The organism is Priestia sp. LL-8 (assembly GCF_036227845.1).
GTDB classification, from domain to species: Bacteria; Bacillota; Bacilli; order Bacillales; family Bacillaceae_H; genus Priestia; species Priestia zanthoxyli.
The window spans coordinates 373,585-393,879 of record NZ_JAZAQH010000001.1 but is presented as its reverse complement, the minus strand read 5'-3'; the positions used below and the strand labels follow the sequence as shown (position 1 = coordinate 393,879).

The 20,295-nt window shown below is 38.1% G+C and carries 23 protein-coding genes and 1 riboswitch; of the genes, 8 read left to right on the top strand and 15 right to left on the bottom strand.

Features of this window, described 5'->3' with window-relative positions:
- Nucleotides 1-28 precede the first annotated feature (28 nt).
- The 4 genes from ntdP to fabL all read right to left on the bottom strand — a co-directional run bounded on the left by ntdP (nucleotide 29) and on the right by fabL (nucleotide 2,352).
- On the bottom strand, nucleotides 29-565 hold the full coding sequence (gene ntdP / locus U9R83_RS02085) for a nucleoside tri-diphosphate phosphatase (RefSeq protein WP_013055163.1): 537 nt from the start codon (nucleotides 563-565) through the stop codon (nucleotides 29-31).
- Nucleotides 566-760: 195 nt separating this feature from the next.
- Nucleotides 761-1,021 carry a YgaB family protein gene (locus U9R83_RS02080; protein ID WP_014461824.1) on the bottom strand — a complete coding sequence of 87 codons (261 nt, stop codon included), beginning with the start codon at nucleotides 1,019-1,021 and terminating at the stop codon, nucleotides 761-763.
- A gap of 189 nt (nucleotides 1,022-1,210) precedes the next feature.
- The gene (locus U9R83_RS02075) at nucleotides 1,211-1,504 is read right to left on the bottom strand and encodes a gamma-type small acid-soluble spore protein (protein ID WP_014461825.1); all 294 of its coding nucleotides are present in this window, start codon (nucleotides 1,502-1,504) and stop codon (nucleotides 1,211-1,213) included.
- A gap of 98 nt (nucleotides 1,505-1,602) precedes the next feature.
- Nucleotides 1,603-2,352, bottom strand: a complete 750-nt coding sequence (gene fabL, locus U9R83_RS02070; RefSeq protein ID WP_016762867.1) for an enoyl-[acyl-carrier-protein] reductase FabL — start codon at nucleotides 2,350-2,352, stop codon at nucleotides 1,603-1,605.
- 116 nt (nucleotides 2,353-2,468) lie between these two features.
- On the opposite strand from fabL, the gene U9R83_RS02065 reads away from it, so the two are divergent.
- Nucleotides 2,469-2,693 carry a hypothetical protein gene (locus U9R83_RS02065; RefSeq protein ID WP_014461827.1) on the top strand — a complete coding sequence of 75 codons (225 nt, stop codon included), beginning with the start codon at nucleotides 2,469-2,471 and terminating at the stop codon, nucleotides 2,691-2,693.
- Between the two features lie 34 nt (nucleotides 2,694-2,727).
- Here the strand turns inward: U9R83_RS02065 and mutY are convergent, their stop codons facing one another.
- Nucleotides 2,728-3,822 (bottom strand): A/G-specific adenine glycosylase, encoded by a 1,095-nt coding sequence (gene mutY / locus U9R83_RS02060; RefSeq protein ID WP_014461828.1) that lies wholly within the window; start codon nucleotides 3,820-3,822, stop codon nucleotides 2,728-2,730.
- A gap of 239 nt (nucleotides 3,823-4,061) precedes the next feature.
- Between mutY and U9R83_RS02055 the strand changes: the two genes are divergently transcribed.
- Nucleotides 4,062-5,042: a metal-dependent hydrolase gene (locus tag U9R83_RS02055; RefSeq protein WP_074682687.1), complete on the top strand. Its 981-nt coding sequence runs from the start codon at nucleotides 4,062-4,064 to the stop codon at nucleotides 5,040-5,042.
- A gap of 63 nt (nucleotides 5,043-5,105) precedes the next feature.
- On the opposite strand, the gene U9R83_RS02050 is transcribed toward U9R83_RS02055, so the two are convergent.
- The gene (locus tag U9R83_RS02050) at nucleotides 5,106-5,375 is read right to left on the bottom strand and encodes a YfhJ family protein (protein ID WP_013055156.1); all 270 of its coding nucleotides are present in this window, start codon (nucleotides 5,373-5,375) and stop codon (nucleotides 5,106-5,108) included.
- A 135-nt stretch (nucleotides 5,376-5,510) separates the two neighbouring features.
- Between U9R83_RS02050 and U9R83_RS02045 the strand changes: the two genes are divergently transcribed.
- Nucleotides 5,511-5,666 carry a small, acid-soluble spore protein K gene (locus U9R83_RS02045; protein WP_028412433.1) on the top strand — a complete coding sequence of 52 codons (156 nt, stop codon included), beginning with the start codon at nucleotides 5,511-5,513 and terminating at the stop codon, nucleotides 5,664-5,666.
- Nucleotides 5,667-5,750: 84 nt separating this feature from the next.
- On the opposite strand, the gene U9R83_RS02040 is transcribed toward U9R83_RS02045, so the two are convergent.
- Nucleotides 5,751-6,065, bottom strand: a complete 315-nt coding sequence (locus U9R83_RS02040) for a YfhH family protein (RefSeq protein WP_013055154.1) — start codon at nucleotides 6,063-6,065, stop codon at nucleotides 5,751-5,753.
- 82 nt (nucleotides 6,066-6,147) lie between these two features.
- Between U9R83_RS02040 and U9R83_RS02035 the strand changes: the two genes are divergently transcribed.
- Nucleotides 6,148-6,801 carry an SDR family NAD(P)-dependent oxidoreductase gene (locus U9R83_RS02035; protein WP_243550189.1) on the top strand — a complete coding sequence of 218 codons (654 nt, stop codon included), beginning with the start codon at nucleotides 6,148-6,150 and terminating at the stop codon, nucleotides 6,799-6,801.
- A 71-nt stretch (nucleotides 6,802-6,872) separates the two neighbouring features.
- Here the strand turns inward: U9R83_RS02035 and U9R83_RS02030 are convergent, their stop codons facing one another.
- Nucleotides 6,873-7,007, bottom strand: a complete 135-nt coding sequence (locus U9R83_RS02030; protein WP_258873763.1) for a hypothetical protein — start codon at nucleotides 7,005-7,007, stop codon at nucleotides 6,873-6,875.
- Nucleotides 7,008-7,142: 135 nt separating this feature from the next.
- Nucleotides 7,143-7,952 carry a recombination regulator RecX gene (gene recX / locus U9R83_RS02025; RefSeq protein ID WP_014461833.1) on the bottom strand — a complete coding sequence of 270 codons (810 nt, stop codon included), beginning with the start codon at nucleotides 7,950-7,952 and terminating at the stop codon, nucleotides 7,143-7,145.
- Between the two features lie 97 nt (nucleotides 7,953-8,049).
- On the opposite strand from recX, the gene U9R83_RS02020 reads away from it, so the two are divergent.
- From U9R83_RS02020 to U9R83_RS02005, 4 genes are all read left to right on the top strand, one after another.
- Nucleotides 8,050-8,952, top strand: coding sequence for a TIGR01777 family oxidoreductase (locus U9R83_RS02020; protein WP_014461834.1), 903 nt, complete (start codon nucleotides 8,050-8,052; stop codon nucleotides 8,950-8,952).
- A 60-nt stretch (nucleotides 8,953-9,012) separates the two neighbouring features.
- Nucleotides 9,013-10,140: an amidohydrolase gene (locus U9R83_RS02015; RefSeq protein ID WP_014461835.1), complete on the top strand. Its 1,128-nt coding sequence runs from the start codon at nucleotides 9,013-9,015 to the stop codon at nucleotides 10,138-10,140.
- 255 nt (nucleotides 10,141-10,395) lie between these two features.
- Nucleotides 10,396-10,956, top strand: coding sequence for a GNAT family N-acetyltransferase (locus tag U9R83_RS02010; protein ID WP_013055149.1), 561 nt, complete (start codon nucleotides 10,396-10,398; stop codon nucleotides 10,954-10,956).
- Nucleotides 10,957-11,056: 100 nt separating this feature from the next.
- Nucleotides 11,057-11,173, top strand: coding sequence for a YfhE family protein (locus U9R83_RS02005; RefSeq protein ID WP_013055148.1), 117 nt, complete (start codon nucleotides 11,057-11,059; stop codon nucleotides 11,171-11,173).
- Nucleotides 11,174-11,596: 423 nt separating this feature from the next.
- Here the strand turns inward: U9R83_RS02005 and U9R83_RS02000 are convergent, their stop codons facing one another.
- The 6 genes from U9R83_RS02000 to U9R83_RS01975 all read right to left on the bottom strand — a co-directional run bounded on the left by U9R83_RS02000 (nucleotide 11,597) and on the right by U9R83_RS01975 (nucleotide 20,203).
- The gene (locus U9R83_RS02000) at nucleotides 11,597-13,738 is read right to left on the bottom strand and encodes a PAS domain-containing sensor histidine kinase (RefSeq protein WP_033580771.1); all 2,142 of its coding nucleotides are present in this window, start codon (nucleotides 13,736-13,738) and stop codon (nucleotides 11,597-11,599) included.
- 280 nt (nucleotides 13,739-14,018) lie between these two features.
- Nucleotides 14,019-15,362: an amino acid permease gene (locus tag U9R83_RS01995; protein ID WP_033580770.1), complete on the bottom strand. Its 1,344-nt coding sequence runs from the start codon at nucleotides 15,360-15,362 to the stop codon at nucleotides 14,019-14,021.
- Nucleotides 15,363-15,520: 158 nt separating this feature from the next.
- Nucleotides 15,521-15,601, bottom strand: a riboswitch (glycine riboswitch).
- A gap of 252 nt (nucleotides 15,602-15,853) precedes the next feature.
- Nucleotides 15,854-17,239 (bottom strand): 23S rRNA (uracil(1939)-C(5))-methyltransferase RlmD, encoded by a 1,386-nt coding sequence (gene rlmD, locus U9R83_RS01990; protein WP_140451864.1) that lies wholly within the window; start codon nucleotides 17,237-17,239, stop codon nucleotides 15,854-15,856.
- A 162-nt stretch (nucleotides 17,240-17,401) separates the two neighbouring features.
- Nucleotides 17,402-18,211: a delta-lactam-biosynthetic de-N-acetylase gene (gene pdaA / locus U9R83_RS01985; protein ID WP_034654793.1), complete on the bottom strand. Its 810-nt coding sequence runs from the start codon at nucleotides 18,209-18,211 to the stop codon at nucleotides 17,402-17,404.
- 94 nt (nucleotides 18,212-18,305) lie between these two features.
- Nucleotides 18,306-19,847 (bottom strand): fumarate hydratase, encoded by a 1,542-nt coding sequence (locus tag U9R83_RS01980; RefSeq protein ID WP_115652966.1) that lies wholly within the window; start codon nucleotides 19,845-19,847, stop codon nucleotides 18,306-18,308.
- 170 nt (nucleotides 19,848-20,017) lie between these two features.
- Entirely contained in the window at nucleotides 20,018-20,203 is a 186-nt protein-coding gene (locus U9R83_RS01975) for an SE1561 family protein (RefSeq protein ID WP_013081532.1), read from the bottom strand.
- Between the last annotated feature and the right edge of the window lie 92 nt (nucleotides 20,204-20,295).

The window sequence follows — 20,295 nt, the reverse complement described above, 5'->3', positions numbered from 1 at the left end:
CCTAACATAATGTTCTCTAGATCATTCATCAAGAATGCCGATATGTTAAAAAACGCTCATACCAAATGTCAATGAAATCTGGAGCAAACGGGCCTTTTCGCTGTCGAATCCAACCTTTTAACTCCTCTACGTGATTATGTAAAATACGGTCAATCACTTCTGGATAATTCATTTCTTTTCGATGCTTTTCATATTCATCTTCATCAAGAAGGGTGTATGTCATATCTGGATAGACTTTGATATCTAAATCATAATCAATATATTTGAGCGCTTCATTGTCATCATAAATGAACGGCGAACTGATATTGCAGTAATAATAAATTCCATCTTCACGAATCATCCCAATGACGTTAAACCATTGCTGAGCATGAAAATAACAAATTGCAGGCTCTCTTGTGACCCATGTTCGTCCATCTGATTCTGTAACGACCGTACGATCATTTCCTCCAATCACTAAGTTATTAGTTGCTTTTAATACGGTTGTCCGATCCCACACGCGATGAATATGTCCATTATGCTTGTAGCTGTGTATTTGAATTGTTTCTCCTTCCACCGGAATTCCCATCTCCAATACCTACTTTCATTTTAGCACTTAAAAAAATTCATATAACGTCTCCATTTGTCTTATGTTTATTATAACGGTTTCTCTCTCATTTTAACACAAATGTGCTAACCTTCTTGAGTTCAAAAAAGTCACTTCCCCTACTTTTCCTTTGCTTGGCAGCCTTAAAAAAGAGAGGAAGTGACACATCAATGTTCATTAAGCAAGTGTAGAGCAAGCCCCTTCACTTTTATATGTACGAATAATGTCTTCGGTTTGTGCTTCAAACGTCAATTGAATCTCTTTTAATTTTAGCTTCATTTCACTAATTTCATCTTGCACAGAATGAAGTTTTGCTTCTTCATGAAGTTTTACTAGTTCACCTTCAATTTCCTGACAGCGCTCAATCTCAGACTGCAAAAACAGAAGTTGATCCATGGTCTCCAATTGTTGAGTCACTAGCTGATCAAATTTTTTCATACGATAGCTCCTCCCTATTTGCTTTAACCATACACGCGGCACTTCTGTTAACATTCTGTTTAGGTGAGACAGATTCCTTTGACGAGTTGTGTAAAGTTTCAAGAAGTTTTGTCATACTTTGTTGCTTTTTATATAAGAAAAAGCGAACTTAACATCGCCGTTTGAAAGACGTTAAGTTCGCTTTTGATATTAACCTTGGTATTTACCAGAGTTTTGGTTTTTCTTTGCTTCAGCTTGTGCGTTTTGTTGTCTCACTTCTTGAGCACTTGTTTCGCTAGCAAATTCAGTACCGAAGTTGTTTTTAGATGCTTGAGCATTTTGGCTTTTGTTTGCCGCTGCTTGTGCATTTTGTTGTTTCACTTCTTGAGCACTTGTTTCGCTACCAAATTCAGTACCGAAGTTGTTTTTAGATGCCTGAGCATTTTGGTTTTTCACGTGTTGTGTGCTTGTACCAGATGCTGTTTTGTTTGTTTGTTTTGCCATTGTAATCACCTCCACGAAAATTAATATGCCCGGGAGGTAAATAGGGTATGCAAACTTTTTTTCAGTATTTTAAGGCGCAAGCACAAAATACATTTACCTTACATTAAAAGTGAACGCCCTCCGTCAATAATAAGCGTTTGACCGCAAATCATATTTGCTTGATCGGAGACTAAGAACATCACTGCATCTACCATATCTTTTGGCTCCACCATACGACCAGCTGGAGTATGTTTGCGCGCATCATCTAACAGTTCATCACGATTTGGGAAGTGCTTTAATGCTTCTGTATCCACAGCACCTCCAGATACAGCATTTACCACAATATTCTTTGGAGCCAGCTCCACTGCTAAATAGCGGGTCAATGCTTCTACAGCAGCTTTTGACACACCTACTGTTGTATAATTTTCTAAATAGCGAATAGAACCAAGCGAACTGATGGTAACAATCTTTCCTCCGCCTACTTTTTCCATACGTTTAGCCGCTTCTTGTGCACAGAATAAATATCCTTTGCTATTGATGTCCATTGTCCAATTCCAGTGAGTTTCTTCTAATTCCATAATAGGACGTAAAACTCCTGAAGCCGCATTACTTACAAACACGTCTAAGCGACCGAATGCTTCATCAATTTGCTCAAACATTTCTTTAATTTTTTCTACTTTTCCTACGTTTGCTTTAACAACTAATGCTTCTCTGCCTAATGCTTTAATTTCTTCCGCTACTTCCTGCGCTGCACTTTTGCTTCGTGCATAGTTTAATACAATATCGTATCCTTCTTTAGCAAGACGTAAAGCAATCTCTTTACCAATACCTCTGCTGCTTCCCGTAACTAGTGCTACCTTTTGTGACATGATGTCATCTCCCTTATGTATCATATTATCTTTACATTGTACTGATTTTATCGCATAAGAAACAAGTAATATAGGGAAAATAGATAAAACTTGATGAAATGAACGAGGTGAATAGAATGTATGTAGGTCGAGACATGACGGCTCTTTCAATGATTTCTAAAAGCGAGTGGAAAGACAGCGAGCTTGCGTTTTTCCATCACTCTTTACAGCAAATGACGCCGTATTTAAATGCTGAAGGACAAAGTATTCATCAGCAAATTATTAAAGAAATTGAAGCACGCGGCGGGTTACAGCGCCACGAAGCAGATTATACACACGGCACGCACGTATCATATGATTAAATAAAAAGAAGCGCGGAGTTTATCCACGCTTCTTTTATTTAACAAGTAAATATTCTTTTAAGATTTTTTGATGGGAAACAGGAAATGCATATTGTTCTAAATCTTTTTCAGAAACCACTTTCAAATCTTTTAATGTACTGATATCACTTACAAGCTCTGCTTCATATACTGTGATGTTCCAGACGATATGAGAAAACACGTGCTGAATTGTGGTAAACGGCGCATTAATTTTAATATCAGCTCCGTACTCATTTTGAATAAATGCCTGAAGCTGCTGATGATCTGGCGCTATACTAAGATCTACTTCTATATTTGGAAATTCCCATAGGTTAGCTAAAAGTCCTTTGCTTGGACGCTTATGAATTAGATAATTTCCTTCACCGTCTTTAATCACCGCTGCAGCAAGCTGAAGAGCACGCGGCGCTTTTTTCTTTGATTTAACAGGAAGCTCATTCTGCACTCCTTCTTCAAAAGCGCGGCAGTGTTCGCGAACTGGACATAACAAACAGGAAGGAGAAGTTGGTGTACAGACAATGGCACCAAGTTCCATCATGCCTTGATTGAAATAGGAAGGATTATCTTTTGAAATAATTTCATGCACGATTTCTTCAAACAGCTTTCTTGTTTTCGGTTTTGCAATATCATCCCAAACGGATAAAATGCGCGATAGCACACGCATGACATTTCCATCTACAGCAGGCTGCGGCACTCCGTATGCAATACTTAAAATGGCTCCTGTTGTATAAGGACCCACTCCTTTTAGTTTGGAAATTTCTGCTGGCGTATTTGGAACTTTTCCCCCGTATTGTTCGTGAACTTCTCGAACCGCGGTTTGCAAATTACGGGCACGGGAATAATAGCCTAACCCTTCCCACGCTTTTAACACATCATCTTCATTTGCATAAGCTAAGTCTTTGATCGTGGGAAATTTGCTAATAAAATTATTAAAATAAGGAATGACCGTATCTACTCTCGTTTGTTGAAGCATAATTTCAGATACCCACACCTTATAAGGGTCCTGATCTTGACGCCAAGGTAAAATGCGCTGTTCCTGCTCAAACCAAGAGATTAAGTCATTTTGAAATGCTCGAATATCAAAATTTTGTACAATATCTTTACTTTGTTTCACGTCATAGCCTCCGAGGTATTAACTATACATATACAATGTGTTGCTTTTTGAATCTTAGTAACTTTATGATAACCTTATAACAACTACAAATATGAATAGTAAAATGAATTGTTCAAATAATGAATAAAAACAGCTAATTTGCTGCGTTAATAATAAAATGAGATTTTTTGCTTTAAATCAAGCTTTCATGCTGAATTAGAATAATCTAAGATCGTCATCTTACAAAGGAGGAGTTCGCTCTGGATACTGGTACACACATTGCAATGGGAATCGCTCTGGGCGGCCTTGCAACATTAGACCCCACTGTATCTGCGAATACAGCCACAATGGATGCTGTGATGATTGGCGTAATGGCCGGGTCATTAGCACCTGATTTAGACACTGTTTTAAAGCTGCGAAACAATGCACAGTATATCCGCAATCACCGTGGAATTACACATTCTATCCCGGCTGTTATTTTATGGCCTTTGCTTATCGTGCTCATTCTTTCGCTTCTGCTACCAGGAGCTAACTTGCTGCACCTATGGATGTGGACCTTTGCAGGCGTCATTATTCACGTTTTTGTTGATATCTTTAACGCTTATGGCACGCAGGCTTTACGGCCTTTCACAAATAAATGGATTGCGCTTGGCGTAATCAACACGTTTGATTACGTGATTTTCTCAGCTCACGTACTTGCGATTTTAATCTGGTTTATTGGAGCAGAGCCAGGACCAACATTCATTACGCTGTATGTGTTATTGGCGTTTTACTATGGACTGCGCTTTTATATGCGCCATCAAATCGCCAAGAAGCTTCGAAAACAGTTTCCTGATGTTATCAAGCTCAATATCTCTCCTACGCTGCGTTTCACTCACTGGCACTTAGCCGTGACGACCGAAAAGTACTTTCATGTAGGAAGAGCAATCGGAGAAGAAATTTTTATTTATGATACGTTTGATAAAGTTCCAATTCCTGAGTCGGCCGTAATTGAAGTAGCGAAAAAAGATGAAAATTTATCTGCTTTTCTTTCCTTTTCACCTATTTATAGATGGGAACTGGACGAATATAACGACCACATTGAAGTGCGCTTTATTGATTTGCGCTACCGCAGCAAAGACTACTATCCATTTGTAGCCGTAGTACAGCTTGATTACGACTTAAATATTATTTGTTCGTACACTGGTTGGATTTTCAGTGAGAAAAAATTGCGTAAAAAGCTTGATTACCTCCCGCACTAATCATAACAAGAACAAATATGAAACCCAAAAACGAACCGTCTTGAGAAGACGGTTCGTTTTTATTTAATGTTTTAAATAGTCATCGTTATTTAATAAATGCTGATATTTAGGGTTTTTAACCGCGATTTCATGAAGTTTGTCACCGTAGCTGTTGATATACATCGTAACAACCTTTTCCGTCGCTTCTTTCCCTTTATAATCATATCCGGCTTTTGCGTAAGATGACTCAAAATCTTCCCAGAAAAGTTCGACCCACGTACGGGCTTGAGCATATGAAAGCGAACTGTTTTTATTTAATAGCTGATTCGTTAATCTTTCGAATATATCGTTCATAAGAACACCTCGATTACCAAAATTCTTTATGAGTATGTTTGCACTTTTAACTTACACTATAAATGCGGAGTTATTCACTCCCTCATGTACTATATCATAACCGCAACGCTTTCTGTTGTAAAAGGAGAGGTATCGATGCGCAATAAAGCAAAAGATTTTACAAACCAACATCATACTAAGTTTGAAGGCGAGCCTCGAGCAAAAGCAGAATACGCATCAAAACGTGCAAATGGAACGATCAATACGCATCCGCAAGAACGTATGCATGCTTCTAATGAGCGCGAAGAATAACCGCTTGCTTTGCTTATTTGTTTAAAAGTAAAGCGAATATAGAAATCAAACAAGCAGCACACTTCGTGCTGCTTGTTCGTCCCTTTATTTTTTCAACATGGAAATAGGCAATGCCTCTTCATTTTGCGGTGAGCCAAGTCTAAACCCCCATGCAAAAACTCCGTTCATATAATCAATTTTAAAATATGAACCCGGATCTCCTTGAATTTCATATACTTCCCCTGCTTTAAACGTTTCAGGATCCAATAAATACGATCTAGCCATTGTTACTTTTCTTTCTAATACTGCATACTCGTTGACCATGCCAAGCTGTTCAGCTTTTCGTGCTTTTTCTTGAAGAGACCCAATTTCTTGTTGAAGTTCATACGTCGTCATATCACTATAACGTTTTTCAGACATGCTGTTTTCCCCCTTGTTTGCTTTCATTTTATTATAACAAAAGGTATAACTAAAGGGAGACTATGAAAAGGGAGTTTTGGGAATGAAAACAGTGCTAATCACAGGCGGTGCGACGGGTCTTGGAAAAGAAATCGCAAAACTTTACGCAAAAGACTACAACGTCATTCTAGCTGGACGCAATCAACAGAAATTAAAAGAGGCGCAGCATGAGCTAGGAGACAACGTATATACGATGTCTGTAGATATTACACAGTATGAAGAAGTAGGAAAATCTGTAGAAAAACTGCTGATGCAGCATTCAGTAGATATCCTTATCAACAACGCAGGCATTGGACATTTTGGTCCTTTGACAGATTATACAAAACAAGCAATCGATGAAGTCATCGATACAAATGTAAAAGGAACTATTTTTTTAACGCAAGCGCTTATGCCTCATCTCTTGACGAGACCTGAACCTAAAGTTATGAATATCATTTCAACTGCAGGACTTCGAGGGAAAGCCAATGAAAGCGTCTATGTGGCAAGTAAATTTGGCGTAAGGGGATTTACAGAAAGTTTAAAAGTGGAGTACCAAGATACCAACCTTCATGTGATTGCAGCGTATATGGGAGGCATGAATACTCCTTTTTGGGATCACAACAACCATATTAAAGATAAAAGCCGCTTGCGCTCAGCTTCAGAAATCGCTGAGATTATTTATAAACAGCAGAATGACTCAGAAGATATTTTGTTTTAAAAAGATTGAAACATAACTACATCCATCTAAAGATAAACAAATTGTATAAATGATCTTATAAGAATCTCTTGTTATACGGCGGTTGATTTGCGTGCAAGACTTCGCTTTCCGCGGGCGGCCGGTGAGCCTCCTCGTTGCTTACGCTCCTGCGGGGTCTCACCTGTTCCGCTTTTCCCGCAGGAGTCTCTGTCTTGCCCTCCAATCAACCGCTGAAAGCAACTAAATACTTGAAGCTTATGTTAAACATCACAATAAAAAAATCCGAACGAGTTGGATTCTCTATCAAGAATCTCGATTCATCGTTCGGATCTTCCTTCAACTAACATACTTTTTTCCCCGCTCTATTCCTCTTCAATAGAATCTAGAAATGATTGAATTTGTTCAATGGAAAATCCTTTTCTATAAAGAGCCTGCTTCATTTTTTGCTGATATTCCCAGCCTTCATACTTTGAAAAACGACGATGAGCTTTCATTCCTTGATATTGCAGAGCTTCCCAAACCTCATCACTTTCTTTTTCTGTATCCGTTAGCTGAAATGCTTCTTGAATAACAGAAAACGAATAGCCCTTCACTGCCAATGCTTGTTCCATTTTTTGTTTCATCATCACTTGAGATAATTTCTTGTATTTCCCTTTTAACTTTTCAATTAATTTTACAGCAGTTTGAATTTGCTGTTCTTCAGGGTATTCACATAAACTAAGGGTAATAATGGAATCAGAAATCCCCTTTTCTTTTAATTCTCTTTGAATCACATTTGGTCCTTTTGATGTCGTGTTCATCTGAGTTAACACAAATGCTTTGGCAAACTCTTCATCATTTAAATAACGGTGGCTGACTAGTTTCTGAATAACTTGTTGAATAATAGTAGAGTTAATTTCTTTTTTCTTTAAATAATCATGTACCTCTTTTTCAGAGCGCATTCGATAAGATAAGTAAATGATCGCTAAATTATAAGCTTTTTTCTCGTCATCTGCATACTGAATTTCCGTTAATTCAAATTCATCAAGCTCACGACCTTTTTTTAAGTCATATTTGATGAGGACATTTTCGTCAACACCAAAGCCAAACTCTTCACCTTTACCGTAATCTAAATACACATTATAACGTTCACCGCTATTCTTTTGCGTTGTGATCTTTGTGACAACAGGCATTAACCTTCACCTCATATTTCTTATTAAATTGATGGCTGAAGAACCGCCAAACGTATCATACACATTTTTATTTATCTCAATAAAGGAGGAAGTTCGTATGAAAATTGTTATTGCTGGAGGAACTGGATTCGTAGGTAAAGCTTTAACAAAACATTTTTTAACACAAAAACATTATGTATATATTTTAACACGCAATGCAGATAAAGCTGCAAGAGATCCGAAACTTAAATATGTAGAGTGGATGCAAGAAAACAGCCAACCTGAAGAGCATGTAGAAGGAGCAGACGTTTTTATCAATTTAGCTGGCGTTTCACTTAACAGCGGCCGCTGGACGGACGAGCGCAAAAAAGCCATCGTGGAAAGCCGCCTTTCTTCTACTCAAGAAATCCTTCGTATTATGGCTGCCTTGCCCGAAAAACCGTCACTTTACGTAAATGCAAGCGCCGTTGGTTATTACGGGACATCAACGAAAGAAACGTTCACAGAAGCTTCTCCATCCATCGGCACAGACTTTTTAGCTGAAACGGTAAAAAAGTGGGAAAATGAGGCCCTAAAAGCGATGGAACTCAATATTCGTACTGTCTTAACAAGATTCGGCGTTATATTAGGGAAAGGTGGCGGAGCACTTCCTTCTACGGCCCTTCCTTATAAATTATTTGCAGGAGGAACAGTCGGTTCCGGAGAACAGTGGATGTCTTGGGTACATCTTCAAGACGTCGTGAAGATCATCGATTATTGTATCCATACCGAACAAATAGAGGGACCTGTTAATGTAACTGCCCCAAATCCCGTTCAAATGAAAGAGTTTGGAAAGACGATTGGAAAAGTGTTGAATCGTCCTCATTGGATGCCCGTACCTAGCTTTGGCCTTCAGCTGCTGATGGGAGAAATGAGTATGATTATTTTAAAGGGACAGCGCGTTTTACCTGAAAAATTGATTCAACAGAATTACATTTTTACATATACTGTATTAGAAGATGCATTGCGAGATTTACTCTAGTTATTTTCTGTTATTTCCCTAAAACAGGTGACTAAGCTGCCGATAGATAGGAGTAACTTTATGAAAACCATTCTCTTGAAAAATGCAACGCTCTATCCTATTACGTCAAAACCTATTTATAATAGTGATGTGCTCATTCAAGATGGAAAAATTGTTTTAATTGGGCCAAACTTGCAGCCACCTCTTCGAGTAGAAGTCATTGACTGCAAACAGCGTTATTTATTCCCTGGATTTATTGATGTTCATACACATCTAGGATTATATGATGAAGGAACCGGCTGGGCCGGGAATGATGCTAACGAAACCATTGAACCTATGACTCCACATATCCGAGCTTTTGACAGTGTACATCCTTTAGATCCTGGGTTTAAAGATGCCATTGAAGCGGGTATTACGTCTGTACACATTATGCCAGGAAGTGCAAATGTGATTGGTGGCACAACTTCCGTTATTAAAACAGCTGGAACAAGCATTTCTCAAATGTTAATTCAAGAGACAGCTGGACTTAAGATTGCGCTAGGAGAAAATCCAAAACGAATTCACAGCCACGGCAATAAAGAATCGATTACGCGAATGGGCATTATGGGGATGCTACGAGAAGCCTTTTATCAAGCAAAAAGCAGTGACAACAAAGATGATTTGCGCATCAAACCTCTCACTCAAGCACTGAATAGAGAGATTCCAGTTCGAATTCATGCTCATAGGGCCGATGATATTCTATCAGCTCTTCGCTTAGCAGATGAATTTCATTTAGACGTTCGTATTGAGCACTGTACAGAAGGCCATTTAATTGCCAAAGAGCTGGGTGGAAGAAATTTAAAAGTGAGCGTAGGTCCAACTTTAACACGCCGCTCAAAGGTTGAACTTAAGAATAAAACGTGGAAAACTTATCAAGCTCTTTGCAATGAAGGAGTAGAAGTTTCCATTACAACGGACCATCCTTATACGCCTATTCAGTATCTAAATATTTGCGCATCCATTGCCGTACGTGAAGGACTCGAAGAGCAAAAAGCATTAGAAGGCATCACGATTACTGCTGCTCGGAATCTCCGTATTGATCATCGAATCGGCAGTATCGAAGCAGGAAAAGACGCTGATTTAGTGCTATGGAGCCATCATCCCTTTCACTACCTAGCAAAGCCTATTTTCACCATGATAGATGGTAAAATATTATTTAAAAAAAATTAACATTTTACCTATTTTCTTTTTTTATTTTTTTTAGTATGATACGTTTAGAAGCATGTGAATTTCACAAAAGCATAAACATCACACGTTGACTTTTTATGTTTGTTGACTTGTAATGGGAAGGCAAATGGTGCGCCACCAGGTAACTGGTTCTAGTGGGTTCGATTCCCACCCCGAAATTTTTTTAATTATTAAAAAATTTCGAGGGTGGGGACTTGATTGGAGTCTGTATATACCCTCGATCAGGAGGGAAAAGTTATGTTAAAAAAACGTGACCTAAATGACTGTCAATCTCTATACGAACTCATGGTACATCCTGATGTCTTCCCTTTTGTTCGTCATAAAGCCCATTCCTATGAAGAATTTTTATTTGTGACTAAACAAACGATGGAAGCAGAAGATCATGGAGAGATTATTTCTCGCACGATTTTAGACGAATGGGGTAACCCTATCGGCACCATTAATTTATTTGATGTACAGGATCAAGCCGGTTTTTTAGGCACTTGGCTTGGCAAACCATTTCATGGAAAAGGATATAATCAAATTGCAAAAGAAGCGTTCTTTAATGAACTGTTCTTTGAGTTAAATATAGAGCGAATTTTTATGCGAATTCGTAAAATCAATATCAGGTCTATTAAGGCTGCCGAAAAACTGCCTTATGCAGTACTTGCGAATGAAACACACAAAGCTTTATACGATGAAATTAATCAACATGAAGACGTATATGATTTATACGAAATTCCAAAAGACTTGTATACATTATACTACCTGCGTCACGAACAAGACGTTCAAGAAGATCACCAGCTTAAAGAAGCGTAAGAGTCTCTCCGTTACACGGAGAGCTTTTTTATGATTAAAAACGAGAGATTCTGGAAAAAATAAGTAGTATGATCGAAAAACGTTAATTGGAGGTTTTTTTATGTCTGAAAAAAAACGAAAAGAAAACGCAAAAAATACGTTAAGTAGCGCTCAAGAAATCTATTACGGCCGCGAGTTTAAAAAAGCAGACCGTGCAGGCGGCTACACGAAAAAATAAGTGAGGCAAAACATCTCTATCCAACGCTTGATCATCCCAACGTCCTTTCTGTAAACTGTGTATCGGAAGGACGTTTTATATTATGTAAAGATAATAACGCGAAGATTTTATGCGTATGATTTACGATTTTTTAATACTTTACTATATCCACAAAGTTTACCCACAATTATGTGGATAATGTGTATAACTTTATCAGATATGTATATTACCGCTTTCATAACTTGAAATGACAGTGGGTAATTTTTATGTAAATTTTCTGAAAAAATGTGAATAATGTGGATAAAGTTGTGAATATCCTATACAATTCAGCAGTTAACTTCTTGTTAACCTGTGGATATCTTCTTTAGCACTTTCGTTTGTTTTAGTAGCATGAAAGCTTTTGATGTATTATAAGTATAATAATAAAAAGTAGGGGAACTTCCCCTACTTTTTTATTATTGGAAACAATATATCCACACTTGTTCCTTGATTTAACTGACTAGAAAATGTCATCTTCGCATGGTGAGCTTTAATAATCCGATAGCTGACCATCAGCCCTAAACCTGTACCTTTTTCTTTTGTACTATAAAAAGGCTCGCCTATCTTCGCTAACCGTTCAGGAGGAATACCTTGCCCTTCATCAGCAAGCTGCAGCCAAAGGTGGTTTTCTTTTGCTTTAATAGTAATATGAATACTCCCTCCTTCAGGCATTGCTTCGATAGAGTTTTTAATAATATTAATAATTACTTGTTTTAACTGATTTTTATCTCCATATACCTGTGGTAACTGGTCGTCCCTTTCAAATATGAAAGCTACCTTTTTTTCTACTGCTTCAGGTTCAAGAAGCGAGCACACTTCTTGAACAAGCGCTTGCATATTCAAGGGTTCAACATTCATAACCTGAGGTTTTCCTAACATCAAAAATTCTTCTACGATTCCATTCATTCGTTCTAATTCAGTTTCCATAATATCTATATACAAAGCATCTTTGGGATTTTGTTCTTTTAATAAGTGAACAAAACCTTTTAAAGAAGTCAAAGGATTTTTGATCTCGTGGGCAATTCCAGCTGCAAGTTCTCCTACAACGGCCAGCTTCTCAGAAGTTCTAAGCTTCTCTTCTGCTTTTTTACGCTCCGTAATATCTGTCGATACGCACAGCATTTGAATTACTTCCTGTTTTTCATTCATAATAGGAAGTTTTGCTGTTTCGACCCAGCGCCTGTTTCCTTTTGAATCTTTAAACTGTTCTTCTAATACCATCCCTTTTTGGGTACAGTTTGAAAACGCCCCTTTATATAAAAGATCTGATTGAAGGTTGAACTGATATTTATCAATTGATTGTCCAATCAAGTCATCAGATTTTTCACCTAGCAGCATCGCAAAAGATTCATTAACAAGAATGAACTCCCTTTTTTGATTAATGGCATAAATATAGCTTGGATTAATATCAATGACTTGTCTTAAAAACGTTTTTTGTTCCTGCAGCTGATTTTCTTTTTGCTGTAAATTTGCTTTAGAATGGCGTATATAGCTAATCATTTCATTAAACTGTTTAGATAAAGTACCGATTTCGCCACGGTCAATTTCTCGTTCCGGAATTTTTTGATTAAAATTCCCTCGCGCTACTTGTCCCGCCAATTCATATAGTTTACGAATAGGATTCACAATTTGCCTTGCATATAGCGCAGTAAAAAAAGAAAGCAGTAAAATCGTAATAGCTGAAACGGTCCAAAGCGTTTTTTCAAACGTTTCATAAGGCCTATAAATTTCTTCAACGGGTAATTCAGCGACAATTCCCCAATCCAAAACAGGAATATATTCAAATGACGCAAAAAAGTACTTACCTTCGGTGTTCACAACGCGCTGATATCCTGATTTATGATTCATCGTTTCCTGGACGATTTCATTTTTCCTGGCATTTTCACCGATTCTCTGTTTCTCCGGGTGTGAAATAATTCTACCATTGCGGTCTACAATAAATGTATAGCCGTTCTCTCCTATATCGAACGTTTGAAAAATGGATTGAAAGCTTTTATTTTCTTCAATGCGCAGCGCTAAATTTATAACTTTTTTTACATTTTGCTGCTCATCCAAAATAGGAATCGCCATCACCACAATGTAATGCTTTGTGTCTGCTGAAACGACATCGCTTAAATATATTTTTTTAGTTCGCAGTGCTTCTTGAAAATATTTTCTTTTACTTAAGTTCACGTGCTTCATACTCTTTAAATCATCTGGGTAATAATGCTCCACATACCCTTTTGTATTAAAAATGGTTCCGCTATCGATATACGGTGAAATATTAACTATTTTCTGCAGTTCTTTGTCTATCTCTTGTTCATCATCCGATAAAAAAATAGGATCTTGCTGTACCTCGTCTCCCAAGCTCCAAATATCTTTAATAACGACGTTGATTTGCTCTTTCATTCTCTTGACGGTTTTATCAGTTACCTGTCGATATTGATCTTGAGAAATATTAGGAAGCATCACTCTTGAAACTATAAACATTAGCGTCAGTACGGTACAAATAAGAAGCACATTAATCGTGAAGATTTTCCAAAACGTATGAGATTTAAACCATTTCATGTTTGTTCACCTTAATCTAATGAAGTCTACCTCCATTGTACTGCAAAATGAAAACTTTTCCATGTAAATGATAGAATTCCATCTTTAGACATAGAAGAAAAGCATTTGGTTCTACATTACTATCAGAAAACTATGAGCTTTTTCACTGTATTTTCTGTTAAAACTTTTTTTAGGGTTCTTATATAAACTTTGCTTCCTGCATTTTCTTCATGCAGTAGAAATCAATTATTTATCCTCCAATAAAAAGACCCCATCACGAAATGATGAGGTCACCAATTTACTATTTCTTTTTCCTTCTAGCCCCGTAAAAACCAAATAAGAGAATAAACCAAACGGGTGTCAACAATAAGGCTGGGCGCGTCGCATCAGAAAACAGCATAATAATAAGAATCACTGCAAACAACGCTAGCACAACATAGTTTATAAATGGTGTTAACGGTGCTTTGAATGTTGATGCTGCATGCAGCTGCGGACGCGTTTTTTTATATCTTAGATGGCAAATCAAAATGATACTCCACACCCAAATAAAACAAATAGCGCTAATGGTTGTTACGATGCCAAAAGCTTGATCTGGTATCAGTTTGCTTAACAAAGCTCCCGCCGAGATAACCAGCGTAGATACAAACAATCCGTTGCTTGGTACGTGGTTTTTGTTCAGTTTTGCAAACGTAGATGGCCCTTGGTCATTTTTACTTAAATTATATAAGATACGGCTTGTTGAAAACATTCCGCTATTACAAGCAGAAGCGGCTGAAGTTAATACAACAAAATTAATAATTCCAGCAGCAAGCGGAATTCCGACTAAACTAAAGGTTTTAACAAATGGGCTTTCTGCTGCATTCAATTCCATCCACGGGTTAATAAATAAAAGGACGATAAGCGCTCCAACATAGAAAAATAAGATTCGCAGCGGAATTTTATTAATGGCCGATGGAATATTTTTTTGGGGATTTGATGTTTCCGCTGCCGATACCCCTACCAATTCAACCCCGACGTATGCGAAAATAACCATTTGGAATGAAAGTAAGAAACCGGAAACCCCGTTTGGAAACAGTCCTCCATGATTCCAAAGATTTTGAACCGTAACCGATCCTGCATCCGTTTTAAATCCCATTACCAGTAAAATAACGCCAATAATAATTAACGCAAGAATCGTAATAACCTTTATTAAAGCAAACCAAAACTCTAATTCTCCAAATAATTTTACGGTTAATAAGTTAAGCCCTAATAAAATAATCACACAAATAAGTGCAGGAACCCACTGAGGGATATCGAACCAATATTTCACATATACGCCAACGGCAATCACGTCAGCCATAGCTGTCATGATCCAGCAAAACCAGTACGTCCATCCCGTTACGAATGAAGCCCACGGTCCAAGATATTCCTCAGCAATGTCTGTTAACGATTGATAACCTGCCTTAGACAGCAGTAGTTCTCCTAGCGCTCTCATCACAAAGAAAAGCGCAATACCCACAATTAAATAAGCAAAGATGATAGAGGGACCTGCAAGCTGTATTGCTTTACCAGAACCTAAAAATAATCCCGTCCCAATGGTTCCTCCAATCGCGATTAGCTGAACATGACGATTGGATAAATCCCTCTTTAATTCTCGTTGTTCCAACTCTAATTCCTCCTAACAATAAAACCTTTGATGCAATCGTGCGGACTACAAATAAAGTCCAATAAAAAAAGAGATTGGATGCGCTCCAATCTCATGGTCATAAGAATAACAAATATTATGGTACATGCTACCAATTAGTAACATGCCAAATAAATATCCGGTACTCTTCTGTCCTTTTGCCTGAGATTGTGAACCCTTCGGCGTCGCGAAACTATCGCGATCTCTCCAGAAGCTGCTCCTGCTATAGTGTGATCCATAGCAATCATAGCTTTCTACGTATTAAATTTTTCAATCAATAGAATGACTGTCGAATAGTTGTTTATTCTAATACCAGTTGGATGCTTTGTCAATAGGAGAAATTAGTTTCATTTATTTTCCTTATTTGAAATATGATACTACATAAAAACCTTGTTCCTTTACTTGTGATAAAGACCTCCTTATTACAAAGAAAAAAGAGCAGAATCAAATCTGCTCTTTTACTCTTTTTCTATTCATTTCTTTAACGTCAAACTCACTACATTCTCCACGTGCGCCGTATGAGGGAACATATCCACAGGCTGAATGTAATCCACATGATAAGCCTTCGACAGCTGCTGCACATCTTTCGCTAATGTGGATGGATTACAAGATACGTAAACCACTTTCTTTGGCTTTACTTGTAAAATCGTTTTTAGAAGCTTGTCATCACAGCCTGTTCGCGGCGGGTCAACGACGACTACGTCTGGCTTCCATCCTTCTTTCACCCACTGCGGCATCCACTTTTCAGCTGGACCCGTCACATACGTGGCATGTTCAAATCCATGATCTTTGGCATTTTTTCGCGCGTCTACAATGGATTCTTCAATCGTGTCCATTCCGCGAATTTCTTTGGCATCTTTAGCAAGCCATAAGCCAATTGTCCCTACTCCGCAGTAAGCATCTACGATTTTTTCACTGCCCGTTAGCGCAGCTGCTTTTTTTACTTCGTCGTATAGCTTCACCGTTTGAAGAGGATTCAGCTGGAAAAATGCACGCGCTGAAAGTTCGAATGAAATGTCTCCTAACGTTTCTTGAATCACCGATTTTCCAGATAGCGTAAACGTTTCGTCTCCAAAAATAAGCGATGTTTTTTGACCGTTTACGTTTTGTACGAGCGATTTCACTTCCGGCAGGCGGCGCTGAATTTCTTTAATCAGCAGCTCTTTTTTCGGAATTTCTTTTTTAGCCGTGATTAAGACAATTTGCACTTCACCCGTTTCAAATCCTACTCGAGATACGATGGTACGTACAATCCCACGACGTTTACGCTCATTGTAGATAGGGATTTGAAGGTCTTGTAAAATTCGTTTTATTTCTTTTGTCACGTGATTTGTAGCTTTATGCTGAATCGGACAGTTTTCAATATCAATCAAGCGGTGAGAATTCAGTCCGTACAAACCAGCAATGACTTTTTGTTTGTCCACACCTACTTGAAACTGAGATTTATTGCGATAGCGCCACGGATCTTCCATTCCAATGGTTTGGCGTGTTTTTTCGTCTACTTTTTTTAAGGCACTGTGACGTTCGAACGCTTGCAGAACGATATCGCGCTTTGATTCTAGCTGACCTTCATAGGATAAGTGCTGAAGCTGACAGCCTCCGCACTGTTCGTAAATCGGACAGGGTGCTTCTACGCGATGAGGAGATTTTTTGCGAATTCGCTTGATTTTCCCTTCCGCAAAATTGCGCTGAACGTTTGTTGCTTCTACCACCACTTCTTCATTTGGTAATGCTCCCGGCACAAAGACGACTTGGCGCTTAAAATAGCCCACGCCTTCTCCATTAATACCGAGTCTTTTTATAGTCAACGGAAACGTTTGTCCTTTTTGAACTTTCATTTCAGTTTTTGGTTTATTCATGAGACCAACTCCGATTAGTTTAAATTCTTTATATAGTTATTAACGGTCCTTAACTGCTTAAAACCTATTAGACCGTATCGCTTTAAAAAAGACATCAACGCATATTATAACACTTCAACAGCAAAAAACCGACAGGAGAAACATTCCCATCGGTTTTTATCGTTATTTCGTTTTAGAAGGACTTTTCTTCATTTGTTTGCGTTCGTTCATTAAATCATCAATGCTTTTAAACGTATAGCCCTGCTTTTTTAAATCTACAATTGCTTGATCTAACGCATCCGCGTTATCTTTTGAAACGGTATGCAAAAGCATAATCGCACCTGGATGTATTTGAGCCATCATATTGTCGTACGAGTAGCGCCAGCCTTTTTGTTCATTCACTTTCCAATCAACGAATGCAAGTGACCAAAATACATTCGTATAGCCTTCTTGCTTTGAAAGAGCTAGCGTTCGTTCACTAAATACACCTCTAGGTGAGCGAAGATACTTCATTTCATCACGACCCGTAATATTCTTGTATTCATCTTTTACTTTTTGCAATTCCTCTTTAAAACGTGCATCATCCACTTGAGTTAAGTCAGGGTGATGCCATGAATGATTGCCGACAATATGCCCTTCTTTTACCATTCGCTTAATTAGCTTAGGCTCTTCTTTTAAATAGTGTCCTGTTACAAAAAATGTGGCAGGAACCTTTCTTTTTTTGAGCACGTCTAATACCTGCGGTGTATAACCATTTTCATAACCGTTGTCAAATGTTAAATAAATATTTTTTTTATTTGTGTCTCCGAGGTAAAAAGCATCATACTTAGCAAGAATTTGTTCATAAGCTGTACCTGCGGATGCGGGCTTGTGATTTTTACTTTTTTGAAATCCCCAGCTGATCGGAGTGTTTGGATACATTTGTGCTTCAACAGATGCTATGCCTGTTGACATCACAAATAAAAAAACGAGAAAAAAGGTGAACCGGCGCATAAGAAGCTCCTTTCGGAAGTCATTTTACGCTTAGTATCCACTCTATTTTCTCGTTCATGAACGTTACTTTTTACCATACGCTCCGGACGTATGTTTATTTAAATACAGGTTCTTTAAATTGCTCAAGCTTTTCAAACGAAGATTTGTCTACGTCTGCATGCAAGCTGTTTCCGTGTGAATCCATCGTCACTACAGCTGTAAAACCTTCTACTTTTAAATGCCACATTGCTTCAGGAATACCGAACTGCATCAAATCAACGCCTTCTACGCTCTTGATACAATCAGCATAGTACTGTGCAGCTCCGCCGATAGCATTTAAGTATACACCGCCGTGCTCTTGAAGAGCAGCAAGCGTTTTAGGACCCATACCGCCTTTACCAATAACCGCGCGGATACCAAATTTCTTCATAATATCCCCTTGATAAGGTTCTTCACGAATACTTGTTGTTGGTCCTGCAGCGGTTACGTGCCATTTTTCATCTTCATCTTTTAACATAACTGGGCCACAGTGATAAATGATTTGTCCATTTAAATCAATTGGCGCATCGTGATCTGTTAAATGTTTATGAATAGCGTCGCGTCCTGTATAAATCATACCGTTGATGCGCACCACGTCGCCAACTTTTAATTCACGAATTTGCTCTTCTGTAATAGGTGCTTGTAATACAACTTCTTTTGTTTCATCCGAATTTTGTTTCTCTTCTGCACCTGCATTTTTATTAAAATCTACTTCTTCGCCTTCTTGATACAGCCACTCTTGAACGCTTCCTGTATCAGCATTGATTTTAACGCCTAAACGGCGGTAAGCCCAGCAGTTATACGCAACTGAAACATAGAAGCTAGCAGGAATACGATTGATTACGCCGACTTTACAGCCAAGTAATGTCGTTTCTCCGCCGAAGCCCATTGTACCGATTCCTAACTTATTGGCATTTTCCATTACATACTCTTCTAATTCTTTCAGCTGAGCATTTGGATTTTCGTCATCTAAGTTTCGGAACAGCTGCTCTTTTGCTAATTCATAGCCTGTTGTACGGTCGCCACCGATTCCAACACCAATGACGCCGGCGCTACAGCCTTGGCCTTGCGCTTGATATACAGAATGCATGACACATTTACGAATGCCGTCCAAATCACGACCAGCTCTGCCTAAACCTTCTACTTCACAAGGGAGGCTATACTGAATGTTTTTGTTTTCACAGCCGCCGCCTTTTAAAATAAGACGCGCATCAATATAGTCATTTTCCCACTGTTCAAACTTAATAACCGGCGTGCCGCCGCCTAAATTATTACCGCTGTTTTCTCCAGTTAACGAATCTACAGAGTTAGGGCGAAGCTTTCCGTGCTTTGTTGCTTCTTCAATTGCCCAATAAATTGCTTCTTTAATTTGAAGCTGATTCACTCCTACAGGGGTTTTAATTTTAAATGTCGGCATACCTGTATCTTGACAAATTGGCGATAAGTTATCGTCCGCCATCTTAATATTATTGGTAATGGTCGCTAAAGACATTGCTGCACGCGTTCCTGCATTTTCACGCGCTTTTGCCTTTGCGATAGCACGTCGAACGTCTTTTGGCAATTTTGTAGATGTTTCAACAATTAAATCGTACATGCTTTGTTTTAAAGCTTCAATCATCACTTAATTCCTCCCATATCCCGATAATGTATGTATTTATCTATCTGTCGTACAACTTTCAAAATTTATTATACTCCTTCAAAAATTGTTTCGAAAGACCTTTATAGGAGGATTTCCACTTCAAGCAAAAAAGCGCTAGTTTTTCTAGCGCTTTTTCTCTCGTTCTTTCTTTATTCTTTATCTTTTTTAAATTGCTCACATTTTGCTTCTAGGTCATCAATCATCGTAATTAAACGGTCAATGTCTTCTAGGTCTGTATTTTCAGGCTCCATGGAGTCTAATACGTGTACAAACATATTCAAACGATCTTTTAAATAACGTACTTGTGAATCTTTATCTCGAACGGCGTTTCCCATTTTAAACCCTCCTGATATAGCTTTTCATTCGTATTTCTTTATATCCTAACGAATACTTTCATATTTGACAACTAAAAGCAATAAAATCCATA